The sequence below is a fragment of the Rivibacter subsaxonicus genome, from assembly GCF_004217215.1.
In the GTDB taxonomy this organism is placed as follows: domain Bacteria; phylum Pseudomonadota; class Gammaproteobacteria; order Burkholderiales; family Burkholderiaceae_C; genus Rivibacter; species Rivibacter subsaxonicus.
Window position 1 is genome coordinate 285397 of sequence record NZ_SHKP01000004.1, and the last position, 18303, is coordinate 303699.

Below are 18303 nucleotides of genomic sequence, written 5' to 3' on the forward strand. Positions count from 1 at the left end.
TCGGCCCGTGCCGACCCTTGCTACCACCCCAGCCAACACCGGAGCTTTTCCCATGAACGCATTGTCCGACACCATCTCCCGCCAGGCCCAGCCCCAAGCCGCCGCCGTCGAGCCCGACTTCGCCGCGGTGAAAACCCGCCAGCGCGCCGCCTGGTCATCGGGCGACTACGCCGTGGTCGGCACCACGCTGCAGATCGTCGGCGAGACGCTGTGCGAGGCGCTCGACCTGCGCGCCGGCGCCAACGTGCTCGACGTGGCCGCCGGCAACGGCAACGCCTCGCTGGCGGCCGCGCGGCGTGGCTGCAACGTGGTCTCGACCGACTACGTGCCCGCGCTGCTCACGCGTGGCCGCGAGCGCGCCGCGGCCGAGCGGCTCGACATCGAGTTCCGCGAGGCCGACGTCGAGGCGCTGCCCTTCGACGACGACGCCTTCGACGCCGTGCTCTCCACCTTCGGCGCGATGTTTGCGCCCAACCCGCGTCGCACCGCGGCCGAGATGCTGCGCGTCTGCGCGCCCGGCGGCCGCATCGGCATGGCGAACTGGACGCCCGAGAGCTTCGTCGGCCAGCTCTTCAAGACCATCGGTCGTCACGTGCGGCCGCCGGCCGGCATCGAGTCGCCGGCGCTGTGGGGCACGCGCAAGCGCATCGAAGAACTGTTCGGCACGCGGGCCGCGGCCATCCGTTGCGAGTCGCGGCGCTTCAACTTCCGCTACCGCTCGCCGCAGGAGATGGTCGATGTCTTCCGCAACTACTACGGCCCGGTGCTCAAGGCCTTTGGCGCGCTCGAGCCGGCCGCGCAGGCGACGCTGAGCGAAGAGCTGCTGGCGCTGATCGGCCGCTTCAACCGCGCCGAGGACGGCACCGTGGTGCTGCCCAGCGAGTACCTCGAGATCGTCATCACCACCACCCAGAACACGCCGCGCTGAAGAGCGCGCAGGAGCCCACCATGAAGAACGCAACTGAAATCGGCCTCGCCGGCCTGACGGTCGTGGCGCTGGCCGCGCTGACCACAACGAGCGCTCGCGCCGACGCCGTGACCGACTGGAACCTCAAGGCCGGCGAACTCGTCGTCGAGTCGAAGATGGGCACGCCGCCCGCCAACCGGGTGATGGCGATCGTGCAGACCGCGGTGCTCGGGGCGGTGCAGGCCGCACCCGCCAACGAGCCGGCCGCCATCGCCAGCGCGGTGGCGGCGGCCAACCGCGCGACGCTGGCCAAGCTGCTGCCGGCCCAGCAGGCCGCCATCGACGCGGCCTACCAGGCGGCGCTGGCGGCCGTGCCCGAAGGCAAGGCCAAGACCGCCGGCATCGCGGCCGGCGAGCATGCGGCGGCCACGGTGCTGGCCGCGCGCGCGGCCGACCTGGCCCCCGCACCCGACCGCTACCGCCCGCACGCCAGCGCCGGCGCCTACGTGCCGACCGCGGCCGTGGCGGCGACGCAATGGCCGCAGCGCCAGCCCTGGCTGCTGGCGAGCGCGGCGCAGTTCCGCCCCGGCCCGCCGCCGGCGCTGGACAGCGAGCGCTGGGCGCGCGACTACGAGGAGATCCGCGCGCTTGGCGGCCGCAGCAGCACGCGCCGCAGCGCCGAGCAGACCGAGATCGCGCGCTTCTGGGAGTACTCGATGCCGCCGATCTACTACGCCGTGGTGCGCTCGGTAGCACTCGCACCGGGCCGCGACGAGCTGCGCAACGCGCGCCTGTTTGCCACCGTGGCGCAGGCCATGGACGACGCGCTGATCGCCGTGTTCGACGCCAAGTACCACTACAACTTCTGGCGCCCCGTCACCGCCATCCGCAACGGCGATGCCGACGGCAATCCCGCGACCCAGCCCGAGCCCGGCTGGCAGCCGATGATCGATACGCCGATGCACCCCGAGTACCCGAGCGCGCACAGCATCCTGGCCGCCACCGTGGCCACCGTTCTCCAGGCCGACGTCGGCAGTGGTGCGCCGATGCCGGAGCTGGCGAGCAGCAGCCCCACCGCCAAGGGCGCGACGCGGCGCTGGAGCCGGCTCGGCGACTTCGTGCAGGAGGTGAGCGACGCGCGCGTCTACGAGGGCGTGCACTTCCGCTACGCGACAGAGGTGGGCAGCGCGATGGGCCGGCAGGTTGGCGCGCTGGCGGCGCTGAGCCTCAAGCAGCAACAGCAGACGGGCGCACCACGCGCCGGCGGCGAGCCACAACCAGCAAAGCTGCTGGATCAGGTGAGCGCGCGCGGCGTGCAGATCTACGAGTGCCGCGCCGCGCCGGCGGCGCAGGGCGGTGGCGCGGGGTGGGTCTTCGTCGCGCCCGAGGCCGAACTCTTCGACGCCCAGGGCCGGCCCAGCGGCCGCCACTACGCCGGCCCGCATTGGGAAGCCGCCGACGGCAGCCGCATCGTCGGCCAGGCCCTGGCCCGCGCTGACGCGCCGCAGGACGACGCGATCCCCTGGCTGCTGCTGTCGGCCCGCTCGGCCGGCGGCGCCGGGCGCTACGCGGCGGTGACGCGGGTGCAGCGGGTGAACACCAGTGGCGGCGTGGCGCCGAGCGGCGGCTGCGATGGTGGCTCGGTCGGCGTCACTGCGCGGGTGCCGTATGAGGCGGACTATTTGATGTTCGGGGCGTGAGCGACGCAGCGGGCGGCGATGGGAGCCATCGCCGCTTCGCGCACGAACGCGTGCTACCGACCCGAGCACGTTCGACGCTCGCTTCAAAAGCAGCCTCGAATTTGAGCTAGGGGGGGATCTATGCGGCGCCGGGAGCGAGTCCTAGGATGGCCTGCGCAGCGAGGCAGCCATTCCGGCAGCCGCTGTTTGCGGGAGGGAAGATGATGGCAAATACCTCAAACCGGCTGGCGGCGCTGCTTGCGGCGCTGATCGCAGGCCTGGCATTCACCGCTGGCGCAAGCGCGCAGGCCACGGCGGAGAAACCTGCAACGATGACCAAGTCCGCGGAGACCACGGTCCGAATCACCGGGGACGTCACTGCCGTGGATGCGGCCGCCCGTACCGTGGAGATCAAGGGAGAGAAGGGCTACGTCGCCGTCTTCGAGGTCGACCCGGCCGTGAAGAATCTCGAAAAGCTCAAGGTCGGTGACCGTGTGACCGTGGACTACAAGGTGGGCGTGGCACTTGCCCTGCAGAAGGGTGGCGACGGCATCCGTGCCAAGGTCGAGTCCTCCGTCGAACCCGACAAGGCTGGCGCAATGGCCGCGAAGCGCACGACGATCGTAGCCAATGTGGAGAGCGTCGACAAGAAGGCGAAGGTCGCGAAGCTCAAGGGACCTGGAGGCAAGATCCTGGATGTGGCGATTCAAGATCCGAAGGTGCTTGAGGAAGTCAAGGCGGGCGACCAGGTGGTGGCGGTCGTCACGCAGTCCGTGGCCGTCGGCGTGCAACCGGCAGCTGGTGCCAAGCCCGCGGCGAAGCCGGCCTCGAAGTAGATCTCACGCGGAAGGAACGCCACGCCCGGTCGGGTTCGGCTTCGACGCCCAGGGCCGGCCCAGCGGCCGCCAGGATGCCGGCCCGCACTGGGTATAGCCACCGACGGCAGCCGCATCGTCGGCCGGGCCCTGGCACGCGCCGACGCGCCACAGGACGACGCGATCCCGTGGCTGCTGCTGTCGGCGCGCTCGGCCGGCGGCGCCGGGCGCTACGCGGCGGTGACGCGGGTGCAGCGGGTGAACACCAGTGGCGGCGTGGCGCCGAGTGGCGGCTGCGATGGCGGCTCGCTCGGTGTCACGGCGCGGGTGCCGTATGAGGCGGAGTATTTGATGTTTGGGGCGTGAGGCGGGGTTCGGTGGGGGCAGGTCACCGCGAGCGATTCCGTGCATTCGACCCTCTGCGCACGATCGCACCTAGTCGGATGCAACCCTTGTCGACTTCGGCGGGAGTGGCTGACCTCACTGTCTGACCTTGGCCTTCTTCGCCTTTCTGGCGGCTGAGCCTTGGACGAGGTCAAGCGCGTCGCGATAGAGGAATGGGACCCAGTAGATCGGTTCACCCTTGGTGCCGCGACGCTCAAGGAAGCCCACTTCGATTAGCCTTTCGCACAGTGCCACCGTCTTCTCACGAGAGATCCCCCAGAGCGATGACAGCGAGTCCGGATCCTGCTCTGCCTTTTCGCGTTCAAGCCTGTCGAGGTAAGGCTTGAGAGAGGGGTGCTCTGCACAGAGTGTCTGTTCATACCTAGCCTTGGAAACCCGCGGCAGCGCGGCGCGAAGCGCTGACTTGTCGATAAGGTGCTCGTCGGGTGGGTCGCCAGTGCCAAGTTGGAAGTGGCGCAACTGCTCATCGCGTGCTTCGAGAAGCAAGTGAACCACTTCCCGAGGCGCAGTTCTCTTTGTGCCATCAGCGACGCGAGTAATCATCCAGTCGAGGGTCTTGGACTTGCTGGGGCCACGATCAATCTGCGGGGGGAAGACGCTGTAGAAGAGTTGTTCCTGCTTCTCGGCACTTGCGAGGACCTCTTCAGGAGTCACTCCGTAGTGATCGCAGATGAGGTCGTTTGACACGAGGCGACTAACTATGAGATTCAGTAGCGACTGCCGATCCCATGACAGTGTCAGCGTCCTAGTAACATGACTCGCCTCGCGAAATCCAACGCTCACAATCTTCCGCCAGATGTCGTCTCGCAGAAAGATCTTCATCTGGAACTGCGACAGGTCGCGCATGTCAAGGTAGCTTCGGAAGAGAGAGCGAAGCGCATTCCCCTCAAGCTCGTCGCTGTCAGTGAAAGCTACATCAAGCCGATCGAGTACTAACCAAGCGGCAATATTCTGCTGCGCGAACCCGGTGTTTAAGCGACTCAGCAACTCATCCAGCGATCGGTAGCCCAGACCCCGCTGCTCGGGAGTGGGCTCACCGATGGTGATCTTCCCGGTAATTTCAAGGCCCGTGTTGGGGTCCGTAACACCAGCCTCGAGCGCGGGAAACCACTTGCGTAAGTAGTCTGCGGCAGCCTTCAAGCGGCTGAGCAAAGTGACATTGGGGGCCAGTAGTCCGTTCGTAACCAAGAAGTGAACGACTTCAGCGCAAACGGGGTTATCTGTACGAGTGGTGTCGAGATGATGTCGGATGTAGTTGGCAAGAATCGAGAGGAAGTACAGCTTCCACAATCCTCGAAAATGCTCCTCGCTTAGTGGTGGTTGAGTGGTGAGATCGCGGAAAGCAGGTGTTCCGCGAGGATTTTCTGCGGCTAGGAAGATCGTGCGTCGACCCAGTCGGAGGTCTTCCTTTTGGGCGACCAGCAAGGAGTACAGGGCGCTCTTCCCTGAACCCTTCGCGCCGAAGATGATGTCGGCGTCCCCTGAAAGGACGCGCCGCCACTGCTCGGTCTCTACGAAGTAGAGTTGGAGACGATCAAGCTCATCCTCGGCAATGCGACTGCCGAATGTGGCGCTACTGAGAATTGACTGACGAGAACGCATATTCATTCAAGCTAAGGTGAATTGAGGTGAGTTTACTTGAGTAAGCCTTGTTAGCGGCTTCTCAATGTTGACGCCAAATCAGGCTGGAGGCCTGACTTGGGCCGACCCACGGAGCAATTTGGTTTGAATGAACTATTAGTCGGTAGGCTGCCGGAGTAGGACCACTTCCCGCGCGGCAACGCTGCGGGTGAATAACCAAGTAGTGCTGGCAAAGAATCCCGTCAAATTGGGCCGCTTAGTCAGCAACATGGGAAGTTTTACTCCTCAAGCCAAGGAAGCTCTTCGTTCGGTCCGTAGATGTACCCCTCGGAGATGTAGAACTTGCCACTCTTCTTCGGTCCGTAGATGTAGCCGTCAGAGATGTAGTACTTGCCACTGTTCCTAGGGCCGTAAATGTAGCCGTCCTGAATATAGAATCGCCCCGAATCTTTCGGGCCATAGATGTACCCGTCAGCGATGTAGTACTTGCCAGAACTCATGTTGCTCGACTCCAGTGACTCGGTCTTTCTGACATTGTGCGGCAGCGAACGGTCAATCGGGATATGTTTGCACCCGAATGACGATGGGATGAATTGAGCAGTGCGCAGGTCGTGAGAATAGCGGTCGATGTGGGACGCTAGCTGATGTGGCATTTCACTTGCACATCGCCGGCGCCTCGCATCGCCAGTGATCCGAACACTGGGAACTGAGCGGGCGTGAGTACGTAACCGAATTGAATGTGATGCACCTCTTGCTGCCGTTGAGCACTACGCTGTAGCGCGTGTGCCGCGGCACTTGGGATACGTCGCGCAACCCCAGAAGGCCTTGCCGGCGTTGGCGCCGCGCGCGGCGGTGCGCTGGATCATCGGCCCGGCGCATTGCGGGCACGCATGAGCCGCCTGCGCCGCCGGTGCCTTGGCGGGTACCGGCGTTGCAGCAACCTGAGAACGCTGCGCGCCAACCTTGGCCTGGGCCAGCATTCGCTGCAAGGCCGGCCCGTCGACCAACTCGACGTTGCGGCCCTTGGCGAACGCCGCCGCGTCATCGCTGAAGTGGCCAGACGTGACGACGAAGCCGCCGGTCGCGCCGCGCGCTGCCATCACGCCGTAGAGCTGGCGCACGATGTCGACGCCCACCATCTGCGCGCGCCACTGCTTGCACTGCACCAGCCAGGTCTCGCTGCCCTTGACGAGCACGAGGTCCACGCCGCCATCGGCGCCGCCACCTCCGGTCTCCTGCACGCGGTAGCCGCGCAGCCGGTAGGCCTCGCCCACCAGCCGCTCGAACTCGCGCCAGCTCATGCCGTCGATGGCTTGCGCCGCGCGCGGTCCACTGGCTTGCTCGGCCAGCGCGGTGCGCTCGCGGCGCTTCCAGGCCGACACACCTGCACCGAGCAGGCAGATCAAAGGCAAAAGGTACTGGCCGATGCTGGCAAACGTGGCTGTGAGCGTGCCAGTCACGAGCGCTGCCATCTGGCCCGGTTGCGCCGCCGGAACCGGCCGCTTGGCGATGGTCGAAAGAACCACGTAGCTCACGACCGCCAACATCACGCCAACCCACCATGGCAGCAGTGCCACGAGCGCGACCAAGTCTTCAAAGGCGCTTGTCTTGCGCCTTCGTCTATTGCTACTCATCTTGTCATTCCTCCCCGCAAACATTCTGCGTTGCGGGGAGGGCGGGGCCAGCAACCTGCCTGCGGCAAAAGTCTCGAATGGCCTCGCCTTCGTACCCGGGTTGGCAGGGCGTCTCCGTCACGCCGTCGAGGGCTGGCGCATCGCTATGAAGCGCAGCTCCCCCGCGCGGCGTCAAGCACCTTCTTCTGCAGCGCGGGCTCGGGCAGCGCGCGCGCCAGCATCACGGCACCCACCAGTTGCGCCAGCAGCACCCAGGCGCTGTCGGCATCGCCGCCGCTCAGGCGCTGCAGCTCGGCGTGCACCTCGAGCAGCCCGGCCTGGTAGGCCTGGCGCGCCGCGTCGTCGGCACGGGCGATCTCCGGCGTCAGCGCCGGCAGCGCGCAGCCGCGCTCGGGGTGTCGCACATGCGCCGGGCTCAGGTAGCCGGCCAGCATGCGGGCGGTGCCTTCGTCGCTGTCGATGGCGGCGAGCATCTGCGCGGTGCGCGCCAGCTCGGCCTGCACCAGTGCCGCAAACAGCTCGGCCTTGCCGTCGAAGTGCTTGTAGAGCGCGCCGGTGGTCAGGCCGGCCGCCGCCGCCAGCGCCGCCACGCCGCTCTCGGCAAAGCCGTGCTGCTTGGCATGGCTGCCGGTCTGCTCGACCAGCCGCTGGCGGGCGGCGTCCTTGTGGTGCTTGGGGTAGCGCATCGGTGCGGGTACTCGGCTCGGCTCGGTTTGGCTTGACAGGCCCTGGCGACGATCATAGGCTGACGATCATTATCTTATCGGGGCACCCACTGTGGAAGCACCTCCCAACAGCGGCCGCAAGGCCGTACTCGTGATCGGCGCCGGCGACGCCACCGGCGGCGCCATCGCGCGCCGCTTTGCGCGCGAGGGCTTTGTGGCCTGCGTCACGCGGCGCTCGGCCGACAAGCTCGAGCCGCTGCTGGCGCAGATCCGCGCCGAGGGCAGCGAGGCGCATGGCTTTGGCAGCGATGCGCGAAAGGAGGAGGAGATGGTCGCGCTGGTGGAGCGCATCGAGCGCGAGATCGCGCCGATCGAGGTGGCGGTGTTCAACATCGGCGCCAACGTGCGCTTCGGCATCACCGAGACCACCGCGCGGGTCTACTTCAAGGTGTGGGAGATGGCCTGCTTCGGCGGCTTCCTGATGGGGCGCGAGGTGGCCAAGTCGATGCTGCCGCGCGGGCACGGCACCATCATCTTCACCGGCGCCACCGCCAGCCTGCGCGGGCGCGAGGGTTACGCCGCCTTTGCCGGCGCCAAGCATGCGCTGCGCGCGCTGGCGCAGAGCATGGCGCGCGAGCTCGGGCCCAAGGGCATCCATGTGGCGCACCCGGTGATCGACGGCGCGATCGACACCGAGTTCATTCGCAGCAATTTCCCCGAGCGCTATGCGCTCAAGGAGCAGCAGGGCATCGTCAGCCCGGACTCGATCGCCGAGGCCTACTGGCAGATCCACCGCCAGCCGCGCGATGCCTGGACCCACGAGACCGAGCTGCGGCCCTGGATGGAAAGCTGGTGAGCGCCATGAATGCTGCTACTCCGCGCGTGCAGTTCCTGTTCGACTTCGGCAGCCCCAACGCCTACCTGAGCCACCAGGTGCTGCCGGGCATCGAGGCGCGCACCGGCGTGCGCTTCGAGTACGTGCCGATCCTGCTCGGCGGGTTGTTCAAGCTCGCTAACAACCGCTCGCCGGTGGTGGCCTACGCCGAGATCCCGAACAAGCTGGCCTACGAGCATCTGGAGATGCGGCGTTTCATCGCCCGCCACCGAATCGACCGGTTCCGCCTCAACCCCTTCTTTCCGGTCAACACGCTCAAGATCATGCGGCTGGCGGTGGCGGCGCAGGCGCTGGGCTGCGCGCCGGCGCTGGTGGACGCGGTGTTCGCCGCGATGTGGGAGCAGGGCCGCAACATGGACGACGAGGCCGAGATCGCCGCCGTGCTGGGCGCGGCCGGGCTCGATGCCGCGGCGCTGGTGGCCAAGTCACAGGAGCCCGAGCTCAAGGCACGGCTCGCCGCGAGCACGCAGTCGGCCTACGAGCGCGGCGCCTTCGGCGCGCCGACCTTCTTTGTCGGCGACGAGATCTACTTCGGCAAGGAGCGGCTGGCGGATGTCGAGGAGCAGATCCTGCGCGCCAGGGCTTGAGCCACAGCCGCGACCGATCCCGCCTGTCACGCTTGCGGCCCATCGTGGGTCCCGAAGGCGTGCTGTTCGAGAGCGACAAGAGCAACAACGAGACCGATGTGCTGTTGACGATCAACGCCAACAACACGTTCACGGAACTGCAGCAACGGAACCCGGTCTTGCCACAGCCACCCGCCATCGTTCTGAGCGCTCCCGCGGACCGAGGCAGGTACCGGGTGCGGTCAGCCTGATGGTCAATGCCGCCACCGGGGTGACCTGCCCTGGACGCTGGTGATGCGCAGCAATGGTCAGAGCGGCACCGCCGAGATCTAGGGGCCAAAGCGAGCTATGTCCTGTCCGTCTTCCCTTTGGGCGGTGGCATCGAAACGACGGCCGCTGAGCGATTGGCGAAGAGCGACGAACACGGGCGACACAAGGGGCAATTCCTGACGAGGGATGCCGGACTCGTGAACTAGCATCGCGCCGAGCCGCCGCAGTGCGGCCTTAAACACCAGGGGAATGCCAATGCAATGCCTATACCGCGGCACGCGATGTGCCGCGCTCGCCGTTGTCCTTTCAGTGCTGCTGGCCGCTTGTGGCGGTGGTGGTGGTGAAGACGCGCCGACGACTCCAGTGGCCAGCCTCAGCGCTGCGGACGACGAGGCTGCCGTGGCCTGGACTGTGTCGACGCCCATCAATGTGCTGGCCAATGACGTGGCCAGCGCCGGGACGCTGGAGCTTGTGTCGGTCTCGGCGCCGGCGCATGGCAGCGCGCAGATCAGCGGCGGCAGGCTGATCTACACACCGGCGCCGGGCTACTTTGGCGCCGACGCGCTGACTTACACGGTCCGAGCCGTGCAGGGCGGGGCCACCAGCAGCGCCAGGGTCAGCGTCACCGTGAACGCGCAGATCCGCCTCAGGGGCCTGAGTGGTGATCCTGCCTTGCCGAACGCCGTGGTCGTGGGGACGGTGGGGACGAAGTCCTTTCAGACGACGACCGATGCCGCCGGGCAGTTCACGCTCACCGTGGAGGCCGCGCGCGCGACCGACATGGTGCAACTGGCGAGCTCGGGCAACGGGGCGCAAGCCTCCGTCAAGTTCGGTAGCCTGGTCGGCGACGTGGCCTCGCTGCTGCGCGTGGCGACATCGGATGGTGAAGTCACGGCGAACAAGGTGCCGGCCCTCAACATCACGCCGATTTCCACGGCGTTCGCAGCCTTGGCACGCGAGGCCGGCGGCCGTCAGGCGCCTGCGACGCAGCAGCAACTGGACGCGATCGCGCTGCTCATGCCGCTGCATCGAGTGGCCGACCTTGCGACCGCGATCCGCATGGTTGCCAACGGAAGTGCAGCGCTGCCTCCGACTGCAACGGACACAGCATTGCTGGTCGAGGATCCTTCCACTTCCACGACGCTGGCCGCTTTTCTGTCGGCGCACGGGAGTTCCGACGCCTTCATGGTTGCCCGCAAGCAGGTTCTGTCCAGTTCAGGACCTTCGGGCGCAGCCGACTCGTTCGGGTCGGCCGAGCGCAGCATCGCCTACGTGCTGTCCTATGGCTCGCAGACCGACGGGCTGGTGGTGACCTATCGTCCGGACGGTACGGCGAGCGTGGTTGGTCCCAAGGGCGCGCGAGCCGCCACGTGGACGGCTACCACCGACGCCATCAGGCTGTCGCTGTCGCAGCCCTATTCAGTGATCGCGCTCGGAGAAGAGGATCCGATCTTCGGCTGGCAGACCGTTTCACACGACACCACGGGCTACGAGCTGCGCCTGGTGCGCGGAACTGCCGGTGCGGGTTCCGTGATCGTCGTGCCGCTGGGCGAAACCAGGACGCTCGACGGCCCGTTGGCCGGGCGGGTGACGCCCATCGACACTTCATTCGGATATCTGCGCAAGTCGCTCGATCTGTCAACTGCCACGGCGTTTGGCGATGCCGACATGGCGGCGGGCAATCGCTGGGCCGGCGTGCTGGCCGGTACCTCGGTCGGTGGGGAGGCGTCATATTCCGAGGCCGACGCGGTCCGGTTTGCTGGCTCGGGGGCGGCTGTACTCGAGCGCACGAACGCGGCCATCAACGGTTCGGTGGTCAACGGTTGGCTCAGGCTCGAAGGCCCGTATGGTGATCGGCGCTATCTGCGCCTGAGCCAGGACGTCGGCGGTGTCGAGGAACACTGGATCGCGGCCGACTTCGTCAATGGCGCCATGATCGCCGCCAACGAGATCGTGGTCGTCAGGCCCGAGGCCGGTGCGCGTTTCGACAACGGATCAGCGCTGCAGCGTCGATGGTTGAGCGGCTTTGCCGTGGACTCGATCGTGACCGGGCAACTCGTGTTCGACCTGAACGCGGACGGCACGAACGCGATGATCACCCTGTATCCGGACGGGAGCTCCTTTGCCCAGCCCGGCACCTGGTCGATCGACGCAGTGGGCAACCTGACGCAGATCCAGGGCAACCCGATGGTGCGTCAGCGCGACTGGACACTGCTGAAGGCCAGCGGATCGAAGCGTTACGTGATGGAACGCCTGTGGATCCCGAGATCGGGAACCGAGTGGTGGCGAGTCAACGTCGTGATCGACCAAGGCCCCGCGGGCAGCTGACGTAGCTAGGTTTGCCGAAGCGAACTCCGCCTGGTCGCAGGCAGGCGCCGGCGGCCGAAACCTCCTGTCACGCGCACCGCCCGGCCTTCGGGACAATCGCGGCTGGCAAAACACACAGGAGGCAAGCCATGGACAAGTCGATGATCAAGGGTATGGCGGTGGGCGGCGTCGCGATGGTGATGCTGGGCGCGGGCGCCGTCACGGGCTACCAGAAGATGTCGCAGCCCAAGGTGGCCGAGGTGGTCGCCGTCAAGGAGGTCATGGAGACCACGACGACGCCGCGCGAGCACTGCGAGAACGTGCAGGTGCAGCGCCAGGCGCCGGTCAAGGACGAGAACCGCCTGCTCGGCAGCGTTGGCGGCGCGGTGATCGGCGGCGTGCTGGGCCACCAGGTCGGCGGCGGCAGCGGCAAGAAGATCGCCACCGTGGCCGGCGCCGCGGCTGGCGGCTACGCCGGCAACCAGGTGCAGAAGAACATGCAGGAGAAGGACGTCGAGACGAAGACGGAGCAGCGCTGCAAGACGGTGCAGGAGAAGTCGAAGAAGCTGGTCGGCTACGACGTCAGCTACCGCATCGGCAGCCAGACCGGCGAGGTGCGTACCTCGTTCCGCCCCGGCGCCACGCTGCCGGTCAAGGACGGGCAAGTCGACACGACGCCGCCGCAGTCGGCGTCCTGATCGCGCTCGCGGCGCGGGCCTCGCCCGCGCCGGGCCGGCCGCTCACGGCAGCGCCTGCGGCCCCAGGCGATCGATGGCGTCGGTGATCAGCCCGTCGACGCCGGCGTCTTCGAGCCGGCGCGCCTCGGCCTCGCCGTTGACGGTGTAGCAAAGCACGCGCAGGCCTGACTCCAGCGCCTGCAGCACCACCTCGGCATCGACGGCGCGGTGCTCGATGACCACCGCCACCGCGCCCAGTTCGCGCGCCGCGTCGCGCCAGCCGTCCGAAACGCGCTCGAGCAGCAGCGCGCGTGGCAGCGCGGGGGCGTGATCGCGCGCCGCCGCCAGGGCTTCGATCGAGAACGAGCTCAGCAGCGGCGGTGGTGTCTCGATGCTGGCCCACAGGCGCTGGGCCTCGGTCGCGGCGATGCGCCCGCAGCGGGCGTCGTCCTCGGGGCCGGGCTTGAGTTCGAGGTTGAGCATCAGGCCGGTCTCGCGCGCCAGGCCGGCCAGCGCGGCCAGCGTGGGCAGCGGCTCGGTCGCGAACTCGGTGCCATGCCAGCGGCCGGCGTTGAGTTGCGCCATCGCGCTCCAGGGTTGCAGGCGGGCGAGGCCGAAGCCGTTGGTGGTGCGCTCAAGGCGCGCGTCGTGCAGCAGGAAGGGCACGCCGTCGCCGGAGAGCGTCACGTCGCACTCGGCCATCTGGTAGCCCAGCGCCAGGCCGACGCGGAACGCGGCCAGGGTGTTCTCGGGCGCCAGCTTGCCGGCGCCGCGGTGGGCGATCCACAGCGGGTAGGGCCAGGGCGGCAGCGCTTCCATCCGGCGCATCGTATTCAGGAAAGCCGCCTTGCGAGCGCCGTTGCGACATGTGCTTGCACTCTCTGTCGGGCGCCGGCCCTGCGACGCGAAGGCTTGTTGCGCTGCGATAGCATTCGTTTCCGGCGTTTGCCGGGTGCTCCAGCCCTCATGAACGCTCCGCTCCCCCTCCACAGCGTGCAAGCCGCCGCCGGCGCCAACGGCCTCGAAGCGCCGGCCCGCCTGCGCGAGATTCCGTACAACTACACCTCGTTCTCGGACCGCGAGATCGTGGTGCGCCTGCTCGGCGCGCGGGCCTGGGAGCTGCTCAACAAGCTGCGCGAGGAGCGCCGCACCGGCCGCTCGGCGCGCATGCTCTACGAGGTGCTGGGCGACATCTGGGTGGTTCAGCGCAACCCGTACCTGCAGGACGACCTGCTCGACAACCCCAAGCGCCGCGCGCTGCTGGTGCAGGCTCTGCATCACCGGCTCGGCGAGATCCAGAAGCGGCGCCAGCCCGGCACCGCGCTGCTGCCGGCGACCGACCCCGGCACCTTCACGGTGGAGCAGCGCGACGCGATGGTCGGCGAGTTGCTCGAGGCCGCCAGCAAGGCGGTCGGCGCCTTCGCGCGCAGCTTCGAGAAGGTGGCCGCGCTGCGCAAGGCGGCACGCAAGACGCTGGGCCGGCACACGGCCAAGGACAACATCAAGTTCGACGGCCTCTCGCGGGTCTCGCACGTGACCGACGCCACCGACTGGCGCGTCGAGTACCCCTTCGTGGTGCTGACGCCCGACACCGAGGCCGAGATGGCGGGGCTGGTGGCGGCCTGCGTCGAACTGGGGCTGACGATCATTCCGCGTGGCGGCGGCACCGGCTACACCGGCGGCGCGATCCCGCTGACCTGGACCAGCGCGGTGATCAACACCGAGAAGCTGGAGGCGATGAGCGAGGTCGAGCTGGTCACGCTGCCCGGCATGAGCCGGCCGGTGGCCACCGTCTGGAGCGAGGCCGGCGTGGTGACGCAACGCGTGGCCGACGCCGCCGAGCGCGCCGGCCAGGTGTTTGCGGTGGACCCGACCTCGGCCGAGGCCAGCTGCATCGGCGGCAACATCGCGATGAACGCCGGCGGCAAGAAGGCCGTGCTGTGGGGCACCGCGCTCGACAACCTGGCGAGCTGGAAGATGGTGACGCCCGAGGCCAAGTGGCTCGAGGTGCACCGCATGGATCACAACCTCGGCAAGATCCATGACGCTCCGCAAGCCACCTTCGAGCTGCGCTACTTCGACGCCTCGGGCAAGCACCTGGAGCGCACCGAGACGCTGGTGATCCCGGGCTCGACCTTCCGCAAGGAGGGGCTCGGCAAGGACGTCACCGACAAGTTCCTGGCCGGCCTGCCCGGCATCCAGAAGGAAGGCTGCGACGGCCTGATCACCAGCGCGCGCTGGGTGGTGCACCGCATGCCGGGCCATGTGCGCACGGTGTGCCTGGAGTTCTTCGGCAATCCGAAGGACTGCGTGCCCTCGATCGTCGAGATCAAGGACTTCATGTTCGCCGAGGCGCAGAAGCCCGGTGGCGCGATCCTGGCCGGTCTGGAGCACCTGGACGACCGCTATCTCAAGGCGGTGGGTTACACCACCAAGAGCAAGCGCGGCGCGGCGCTCGGTGGCTCCGGCCTGCCGAAGATGGTGCTGGTCGGCGACATCGTCGGCGACGACGAGGCCGCGGTGGCGCGCGCCACCAGCGAGGTGGTGCGCATCGCCAACTCGCGCAGCGGCGAGGGCTTCATCGCGGTCAGCGCCGAGGCGCGCAAGAAGTTCTGGCTCGACCGCAAGCGCACCGCCGCGATCGCCAAGCACACCAACGCCTTCAAGATCAACGAGGACGTGGTGATCCCGCTGCCGCGGATGGGCGAGTACACCGAGGGCATCGAGCGCATCAACATCGAGCTGAGCCTGCGCAACAAGCTGGCGCTGGCCGACCGGCTGGAGGCGCTGTTCGCCGCCGGTTCGCTGCCGCTGGGCAAGAGCGACGACGCGGGCGAGATCGCCTCGGCCGAGCTGCTGGAAGACCGCGTCGCGCAGGCGCTGGCGCTGGTGCGCGAAACACGCGCGCTCTGGCAGGGCTGGCTGCAGAGCCTGGATGTGATCGATGCCGACAGCGGCCGCAGCTTCTTTGCGCTGCTGCAGGACCACACGCTGCGCGCCTCGTGGAAGGTGCAGTTGCTCAAGCCCTTGCAGCAGATCTTTGCCGGCGATGCCTTCGCGCCGATCATCGAGCGCGCCAAGGCCATTCACAAGGAAGTGCTCAAGGGCCGCGTCTGGGTGGCGCTGCACATGCATGCCGGCGACGGCAATGTGCACACCAACATCCCGGTCAACTCCGACAACTACGAGATGCTGCAGACCGCGCACGAGGCGGTCGGCCGCATCATGGCGCTGGCGCGGCGGCTCGATGGCGTGATCTCGGGCGAGCATGGCATCGGCATCACCAAGCTCGAGTTCCTCAGCGACGCCGAGCTCAAGCCCTTTGCCGACTACAAGCAGCGCGTCGACCCGGAAGGGCGCTTCAACCGCGGCAAGCTGCTGCGGCGTGGCCTGGGCGGCGACGCCTGGCGCACCACCGCCAACGCTGACGGCGACCAGCTCGCCGCGCCGGTGCTGGCCGGCGACCTGAGCCATGCCTACACGCCGAGCTTCGGCCTGATGGGGCATGAGTCGATCATCATGCAGCAGAGCGACATCGGCGCGATCGCCGATTCGGTCAAGGACTGCCTGCGTTGCGGCAAGTGCAAGCCGGTCTGCGCGACGCACGTGCCGCGTGCCAACCTGCTCTACAGCCCGCGCAACAAGATCCTGGCGACCTCGTTGCTGGTCGAGGCCTTCCTCTACGAAGAGCAGACCCGGCGCGGCGTCAGCATCAAGCACTGGCAGGAGTTCGAGGACGTGGCCGACCACTGCACGGTCTGCCACAAGTGCCTGAGCCCGTGCCCGGTGAAGATCGACTTCGGCGACGTGTCGATGAACATGCGCAACCTGCTGCGCAAGATGGGGCAGAAGAGCTTCAGACCCGGCAATGCGGCGGCGATGCTGATGCTCAACGCGACCGACCCGACCACCATCAAGCTGGTGCGCACGGCGATGGTCGACGTCGGCTTCAAGGTGCAGCGCTTTGCCAACCGCATGCTGCGCCTGGCCGCGCGCGCGCAGACCGCGGCGCCCCCGGCGACGGTGGGCAGCGCACCGGTGAAGGAGCAGGTGATCCACTTCATCAACAAGAAGCTGCCCGGTGGGCTGCCCAAGAAGACGGCGCGCGCCTTGCTGGACATCGAGGACAAGAACTACGTCCCGATCATCCGCAACCCGCAGGCGACCAGCGCGGAGACGGAGGCGGTGTTCTATTTCCCCGGCTGCGGCTCGGAGCGGCTGTTCAGCCAGGTCGGCCTCGCGACGCAGGCGATGCTGTGGCATGCCGGCGTGCAGACCGTGCTGCCGCCGGGTTACCTGTGCTGCGGCTATCCGCAGCGCGGCTCGGGCCAGTTCGACAAGGCCGAGAAGATCATCACCGACAACCGGGTTCTGTTCCACCGCGTCGCCAACACGCTGAACTACCTCGACATCAAGACCGTGGTGGTGAGCTGCGGCACCTGCTACGACCAGTTGCAGGGCTACCAGTTCGAGAAGATCTTCCCCGGCTGCCGGATCATCGACATCCACGAGTTCCTGCTCGAGAAGGGCATCAAGCTCGAGGCCGGTGGTGCCTACCTGTACCACGATCCCTGCCACAGCCCGCTGAAGCTGCAGGAGCCGATGAAGACGGTGAAGGCGCTGATGGGCGATGCGGTGCTCAAGAGCGAGCGCTGCTGCGGCGAGAGCGGTACGCTGGGCGTGACGCGGCCGGACATTGCCACGCAGGTGCGCTTCCGCAAGGAAGAGCAACTGCAGCAGGATGCCGTGGCGCTGAAGGCGCTGGCGCCCTCGGCCGCGGCGCAGGCCAACGTCAAGATCCTGACCTCGTGCCCGAGCTGCCTGCAGGGCCTCTCCCGCTACGAAGGCGACCTGCAGAACGGCTTGCTCGAGGCAGACTACATCGTGGTCGAGATGGCGCGCAAGATCCTCGGCGAGGAGTGGATGCCGACTTACGTGAAGGCGGCCAACGACGGCGGGATCGAACGGGTGCTGGTGTGAGTATCTTGGCTGCGCGGCCGGTCGCCGGCTGCCCGCTGTGCGGCGAGGCCGGCGGCGTGCCGGTGGCAAGTGCGGGGCGCTGGCGCGTTATTCGCGCCGAGGACGCCGCATTTCCGGCCTTCTACCGGCTGGTCTGGCGCGAGCATGTCGCCGAGTTCAGCGATCTTCCGGCGGCCGAACGCCACGAATGCATCGACGCGGTGAGCGCGATCGAGACGGTGCTGCGCGAAACGCTGGCGCCGACCAAGATCAACCTCGCGACGCTCGGCAATGTGGTGCCGCACCTGCACTGGCACGTGATTGCCCGCTTCGGCTGGGACAGTCATTTTCCGAACCCGGTCTGGGGCGCCGAACAGCGCGAACCGTCGGTGCCGGCGGTGCAGAGGCTCGCGCTGCCGCTGGCTGAACTGGACGCCGCGGTCGCGCACGCGCTGGTGCCTTTCGGCGCCGAATAGACTGCTGGCTGTCAACAACGAGAAGCCCATGGCCGGACTCACGCCCGATTCCCCGACGCCCACCGCCCTGACGGTTCACCAGAGCTCGCGCATCCTCGAGATCGAGTTCTCCGATGGTGCGCATTTCAGGCTGCCCTTCGAGCTGCTGCGTGTCTACTCGCCCTCGGCCGAGGTGCAGGGCCACGGCCCCGGCCAGGAGACGCTGCAGACCGGCAAGCGCGAGATCGGCATCACCGAGGTCACTCAGGTCGGCAACTACGCGATCCAGCCCACCTTCAGCGACGGTCACTTCAGCGGCCTGTTCTCGTGGGACTACCTGTACCAGCTCGGCCAGAACCAGGACCGGCTGCTGCAGCAATACCTAGACCGGCTGGCCGAAGCCGGCCTCGACCGCGATGCGCCGATGGCGCCCGCCGCCGCCGCTGGTGGCGGCCATGCCTGCGGCAGTCACTGAACGCGCCAGACGC

Annotated in this window: 16 protein-coding genes; 11 read left to right on the forward strand and 5 right to left on the reverse strand. The window is 67.5% G+C overall.

Annotated elements, in window-relative coordinates:
• Positions 1-52: 52 nt before the first annotated feature.
• The 4 genes from EV670_RS01350 (at position 53) to EV670_RS18980 (ending at position 3767) form a co-directional block, all read left to right on the forward strand.
• Positions 53-928, forward strand: coding sequence for a class I SAM-dependent methyltransferase (locus tag EV670_RS01350; RefSeq protein ID WP_130430020.1), 876 nt, complete (start codon positions 53-55; stop codon positions 926-928).
• Between the two features lie 20 nt (positions 929-948).
• A complete protein-coding gene (locus tag EV670_RS01355) occupies positions 949-2607 on the forward strand; it encodes a DUF3455 domain-containing protein (protein WP_165393196.1) in 1659 nt (552 codons plus the stop codon).
• 200 nt (positions 2608-2807) lie between these two features.
• Entirely contained in the window at positions 2808-3422 is a 615-nt protein-coding gene (locus tag EV670_RS01360; RefSeq protein ID WP_130430021.1) for a hypothetical protein, read from the forward strand.
• 93 nt (positions 3423-3515) lie between these two features.
• Positions 3516-3767: a DUF3455 domain-containing protein gene (locus EV670_RS18980; protein ID WP_423213564.1), complete on the forward strand. Its 252-nt coding sequence runs from the start codon at positions 3516-3518 to the stop codon at positions 3765-3767.
• 114 nt (positions 3768-3881) lie between these two features.
• On the opposite strand, the gene EV670_RS01370 is transcribed toward EV670_RS18980, so the two are convergent.
• The 4 genes from EV670_RS01370 to EV670_RS01385 all read right to left on the reverse strand — a co-directional run bounded on the left by EV670_RS01370 (position 3882) and on the right by EV670_RS01385 (position 7707).
• Complete coding sequence (locus EV670_RS01370) at positions 3882-5414, reverse strand: P-loop ATPase, Sll1717 family (RefSeq protein ID WP_130430022.1); 1533 nt, start codon at positions 5412-5414, stop codon at positions 3882-3884.
• 251 nt (positions 5415-5665) lie between these two features.
• The gene (locus EV670_RS01375) at positions 5666-5887 is read right to left on the reverse strand and encodes a hypothetical protein (protein WP_130430023.1); all 222 of its coding nucleotides are present in this window, start codon (positions 5885-5887) and stop codon (positions 5666-5668) included.
• 267 nt (positions 5888-6154) lie between these two features.
• Positions 6155-7021: a restriction endonuclease gene (locus EV670_RS01380; RefSeq protein WP_130430024.1), complete on the reverse strand. Its 867-nt coding sequence runs from the start codon at positions 7019-7021 to the stop codon at positions 6155-6157.
• 143 nt (positions 7022-7164) lie between these two features.
• Positions 7165-7707: a TetR family transcriptional regulator gene (locus tag EV670_RS01385; protein ID WP_130430025.1), complete on the reverse strand. Its 543-nt coding sequence runs from the start codon at positions 7705-7707 to the stop codon at positions 7165-7167.
• A gap of 91 nt (positions 7708-7798) precedes the next feature.
• Between EV670_RS01385 and EV670_RS01390 the strand changes: the two genes are divergently transcribed.
• The 4 genes from EV670_RS01390 (at position 7799) to EV670_RS01405 (ending at position 12422) form a co-directional block, all read left to right on the forward strand.
• A complete protein-coding gene (locus EV670_RS01390) occupies positions 7799-8542 on the forward strand; it encodes an SDR family oxidoreductase (protein WP_130430026.1) in 744 nt (247 codons plus the stop codon).
• A 5-nt stretch (positions 8543-8547) separates the two neighbouring features.
• A complete protein-coding gene (locus tag EV670_RS01395; RefSeq protein ID WP_130430027.1) occupies positions 8548-9168 on the forward strand; it encodes a 2-hydroxychromene-2-carboxylate isomerase in 621 nt (206 codons plus the stop codon).
• A gap of 558 nt (positions 9169-9726) precedes the next feature.
• The gene (locus tag EV670_RS01400) at positions 9727-11745 is read left to right on the forward strand and encodes an Ig-like domain-containing protein (RefSeq protein WP_130430028.1); all 2019 of its coding nucleotides are present in this window, start codon (positions 9727-9729) and stop codon (positions 11743-11745) included.
• A 128-nt stretch (positions 11746-11873) separates the two neighbouring features.
• Positions 11874-12422 (forward strand): glycine zipper 2TM domain-containing protein, encoded by a 549-nt coding sequence (locus EV670_RS01405; protein WP_130430029.1) that lies wholly within the window; start codon positions 11874-11876, stop codon positions 12420-12422.
• 42 nt (positions 12423-12464) lie between these two features.
• Here EV670_RS01405 and ugpQ read toward each other — a convergent pair whose 3' ends face one another.
• Positions 12465-13220 carry a glycerophosphodiester phosphodiesterase gene (ugpQ, locus tag EV670_RS01410; RefSeq protein WP_130430030.1) on the reverse strand — a complete coding sequence of 252 codons (756 nt, stop codon included), beginning with the start codon at positions 13218-13220 and terminating at the stop codon, positions 12465-12467.
• Positions 13221-13367: 147 nt separating this feature from the next.
• Here ugpQ and EV670_RS01415 point away from each other — a divergent pair, with 147 nt between their 5' ends.
• Genes EV670_RS01415 through EV670_RS01425 form a run of 3 tightly spaced genes read left to right on the forward strand, consistent with a single transcriptional unit; the run spans position 13368 to position 18290 of the window.
• On the forward strand, positions 13368-17381 hold the full coding sequence (locus tag EV670_RS01415; RefSeq protein WP_130430031.1) for a DUF3683 domain-containing protein: 4014 nt from the start codon (positions 13368-13370) through the stop codon (positions 17379-17381).
• Positions 17378-17836: an HIT family protein gene (locus EV670_RS01420; RefSeq protein ID WP_242616798.1), complete on the forward strand. Its 459-nt coding sequence runs from the start codon at positions 17378-17380 to the stop codon at positions 17834-17836. Before EV670_RS01415 ends, EV670_RS01420 begins: the two co-directional genes overlap by 4 nt.
• A 28-nt stretch (positions 17837-17864) precedes the next feature.
• Positions 17865-18290 carry a gamma-butyrobetaine hydroxylase family protein gene (locus EV670_RS01425; protein WP_130430032.1) on the forward strand — a complete coding sequence of 142 codons (426 nt, stop codon included), beginning with the start codon at positions 17865-17867 and terminating at the stop codon, positions 18288-18290.
• Positions 18291-18303: the final 13 nt, after the last annotated feature.

Bases quoted from the DNA above. Each gene is read 5' to 3' on its own strand.
- EV670_RS01350 (WP_130430020.1), top strand. From the start codon at position 53: ATGAACGCATTGTCCGACACCATCTCCCGCCAGGCCCAGCCCCAAGCC.
- EV670_RS01355 (WP_165393196.1), top strand. From the start codon at position 949: ATGAAGAACGCAACTGAAATCGGCCTCGCCGGCCTGACGGTCGTGGCG.
- EV670_RS01360 (WP_130430021.1), top strand. From the start codon at position 2,808: ATGATGGCAAATACCTCAAACCGGCTGGCGGCGCTGCTTGCGGCGCTG.
- EV670_RS01370 (WP_130430022.1), bottom strand. From the start codon at position 5,414: ATGAATATGCGTTCTCGTCAGTCAATTCTCAGTAGCGCCACATTCGGC.
- EV670_RS01375 (WP_130430023.1), bottom strand. From the start codon at position 5,887: ATGAGTTCTGGCAAGTACTACATCGCTGACGGGTACATCTATGGCCCG.
- EV670_RS01380 (WP_130430024.1), bottom strand. From the start codon at position 7,021: ATGAGTAGCAATAGACGAAGGCGCAAGACAAGCGCCTTTGAAGACTTG.
- EV670_RS01385 (WP_130430025.1), bottom strand. From the start codon at position 7,707: ATGCGCTACCCCAAGCACCACAAGGACGCCGCCCGCCAGCGGCTGGTC.
- EV670_RS01395 (WP_130430027.1), top strand. From the start codon at position 8,548: ATGAATGCTGCTACTCCGCGCGTGCAGTTCCTGTTCGACTTCGGCAGC.
- EV670_RS01405 (WP_130430029.1), top strand. From the start codon at position 11,874: ATGGACAAGTCGATGATCAAGGGTATGGCGGTGGGCGGCGTCGCGATG.
- ugpQ (WP_130430030.1), bottom strand. From the start codon at position 13,220: ATGGAAGCGCTGCCGCCCTGGCCCTACCCGCTGTGGATCGCCCACCGC.
- EV670_RS01415 (WP_130430031.1), top strand. From the start codon at position 13,368: ATGAACGCTCCGCTCCCCCTCCACAGCGTGCAAGCCGCCGCCGGCGCC.
- EV670_RS01425 (WP_130430032.1), top strand. From the start codon at position 17,865: ATGGCCGGACTCACGCCCGATTCCCCGACGCCCACCGCCCTGACGGTT.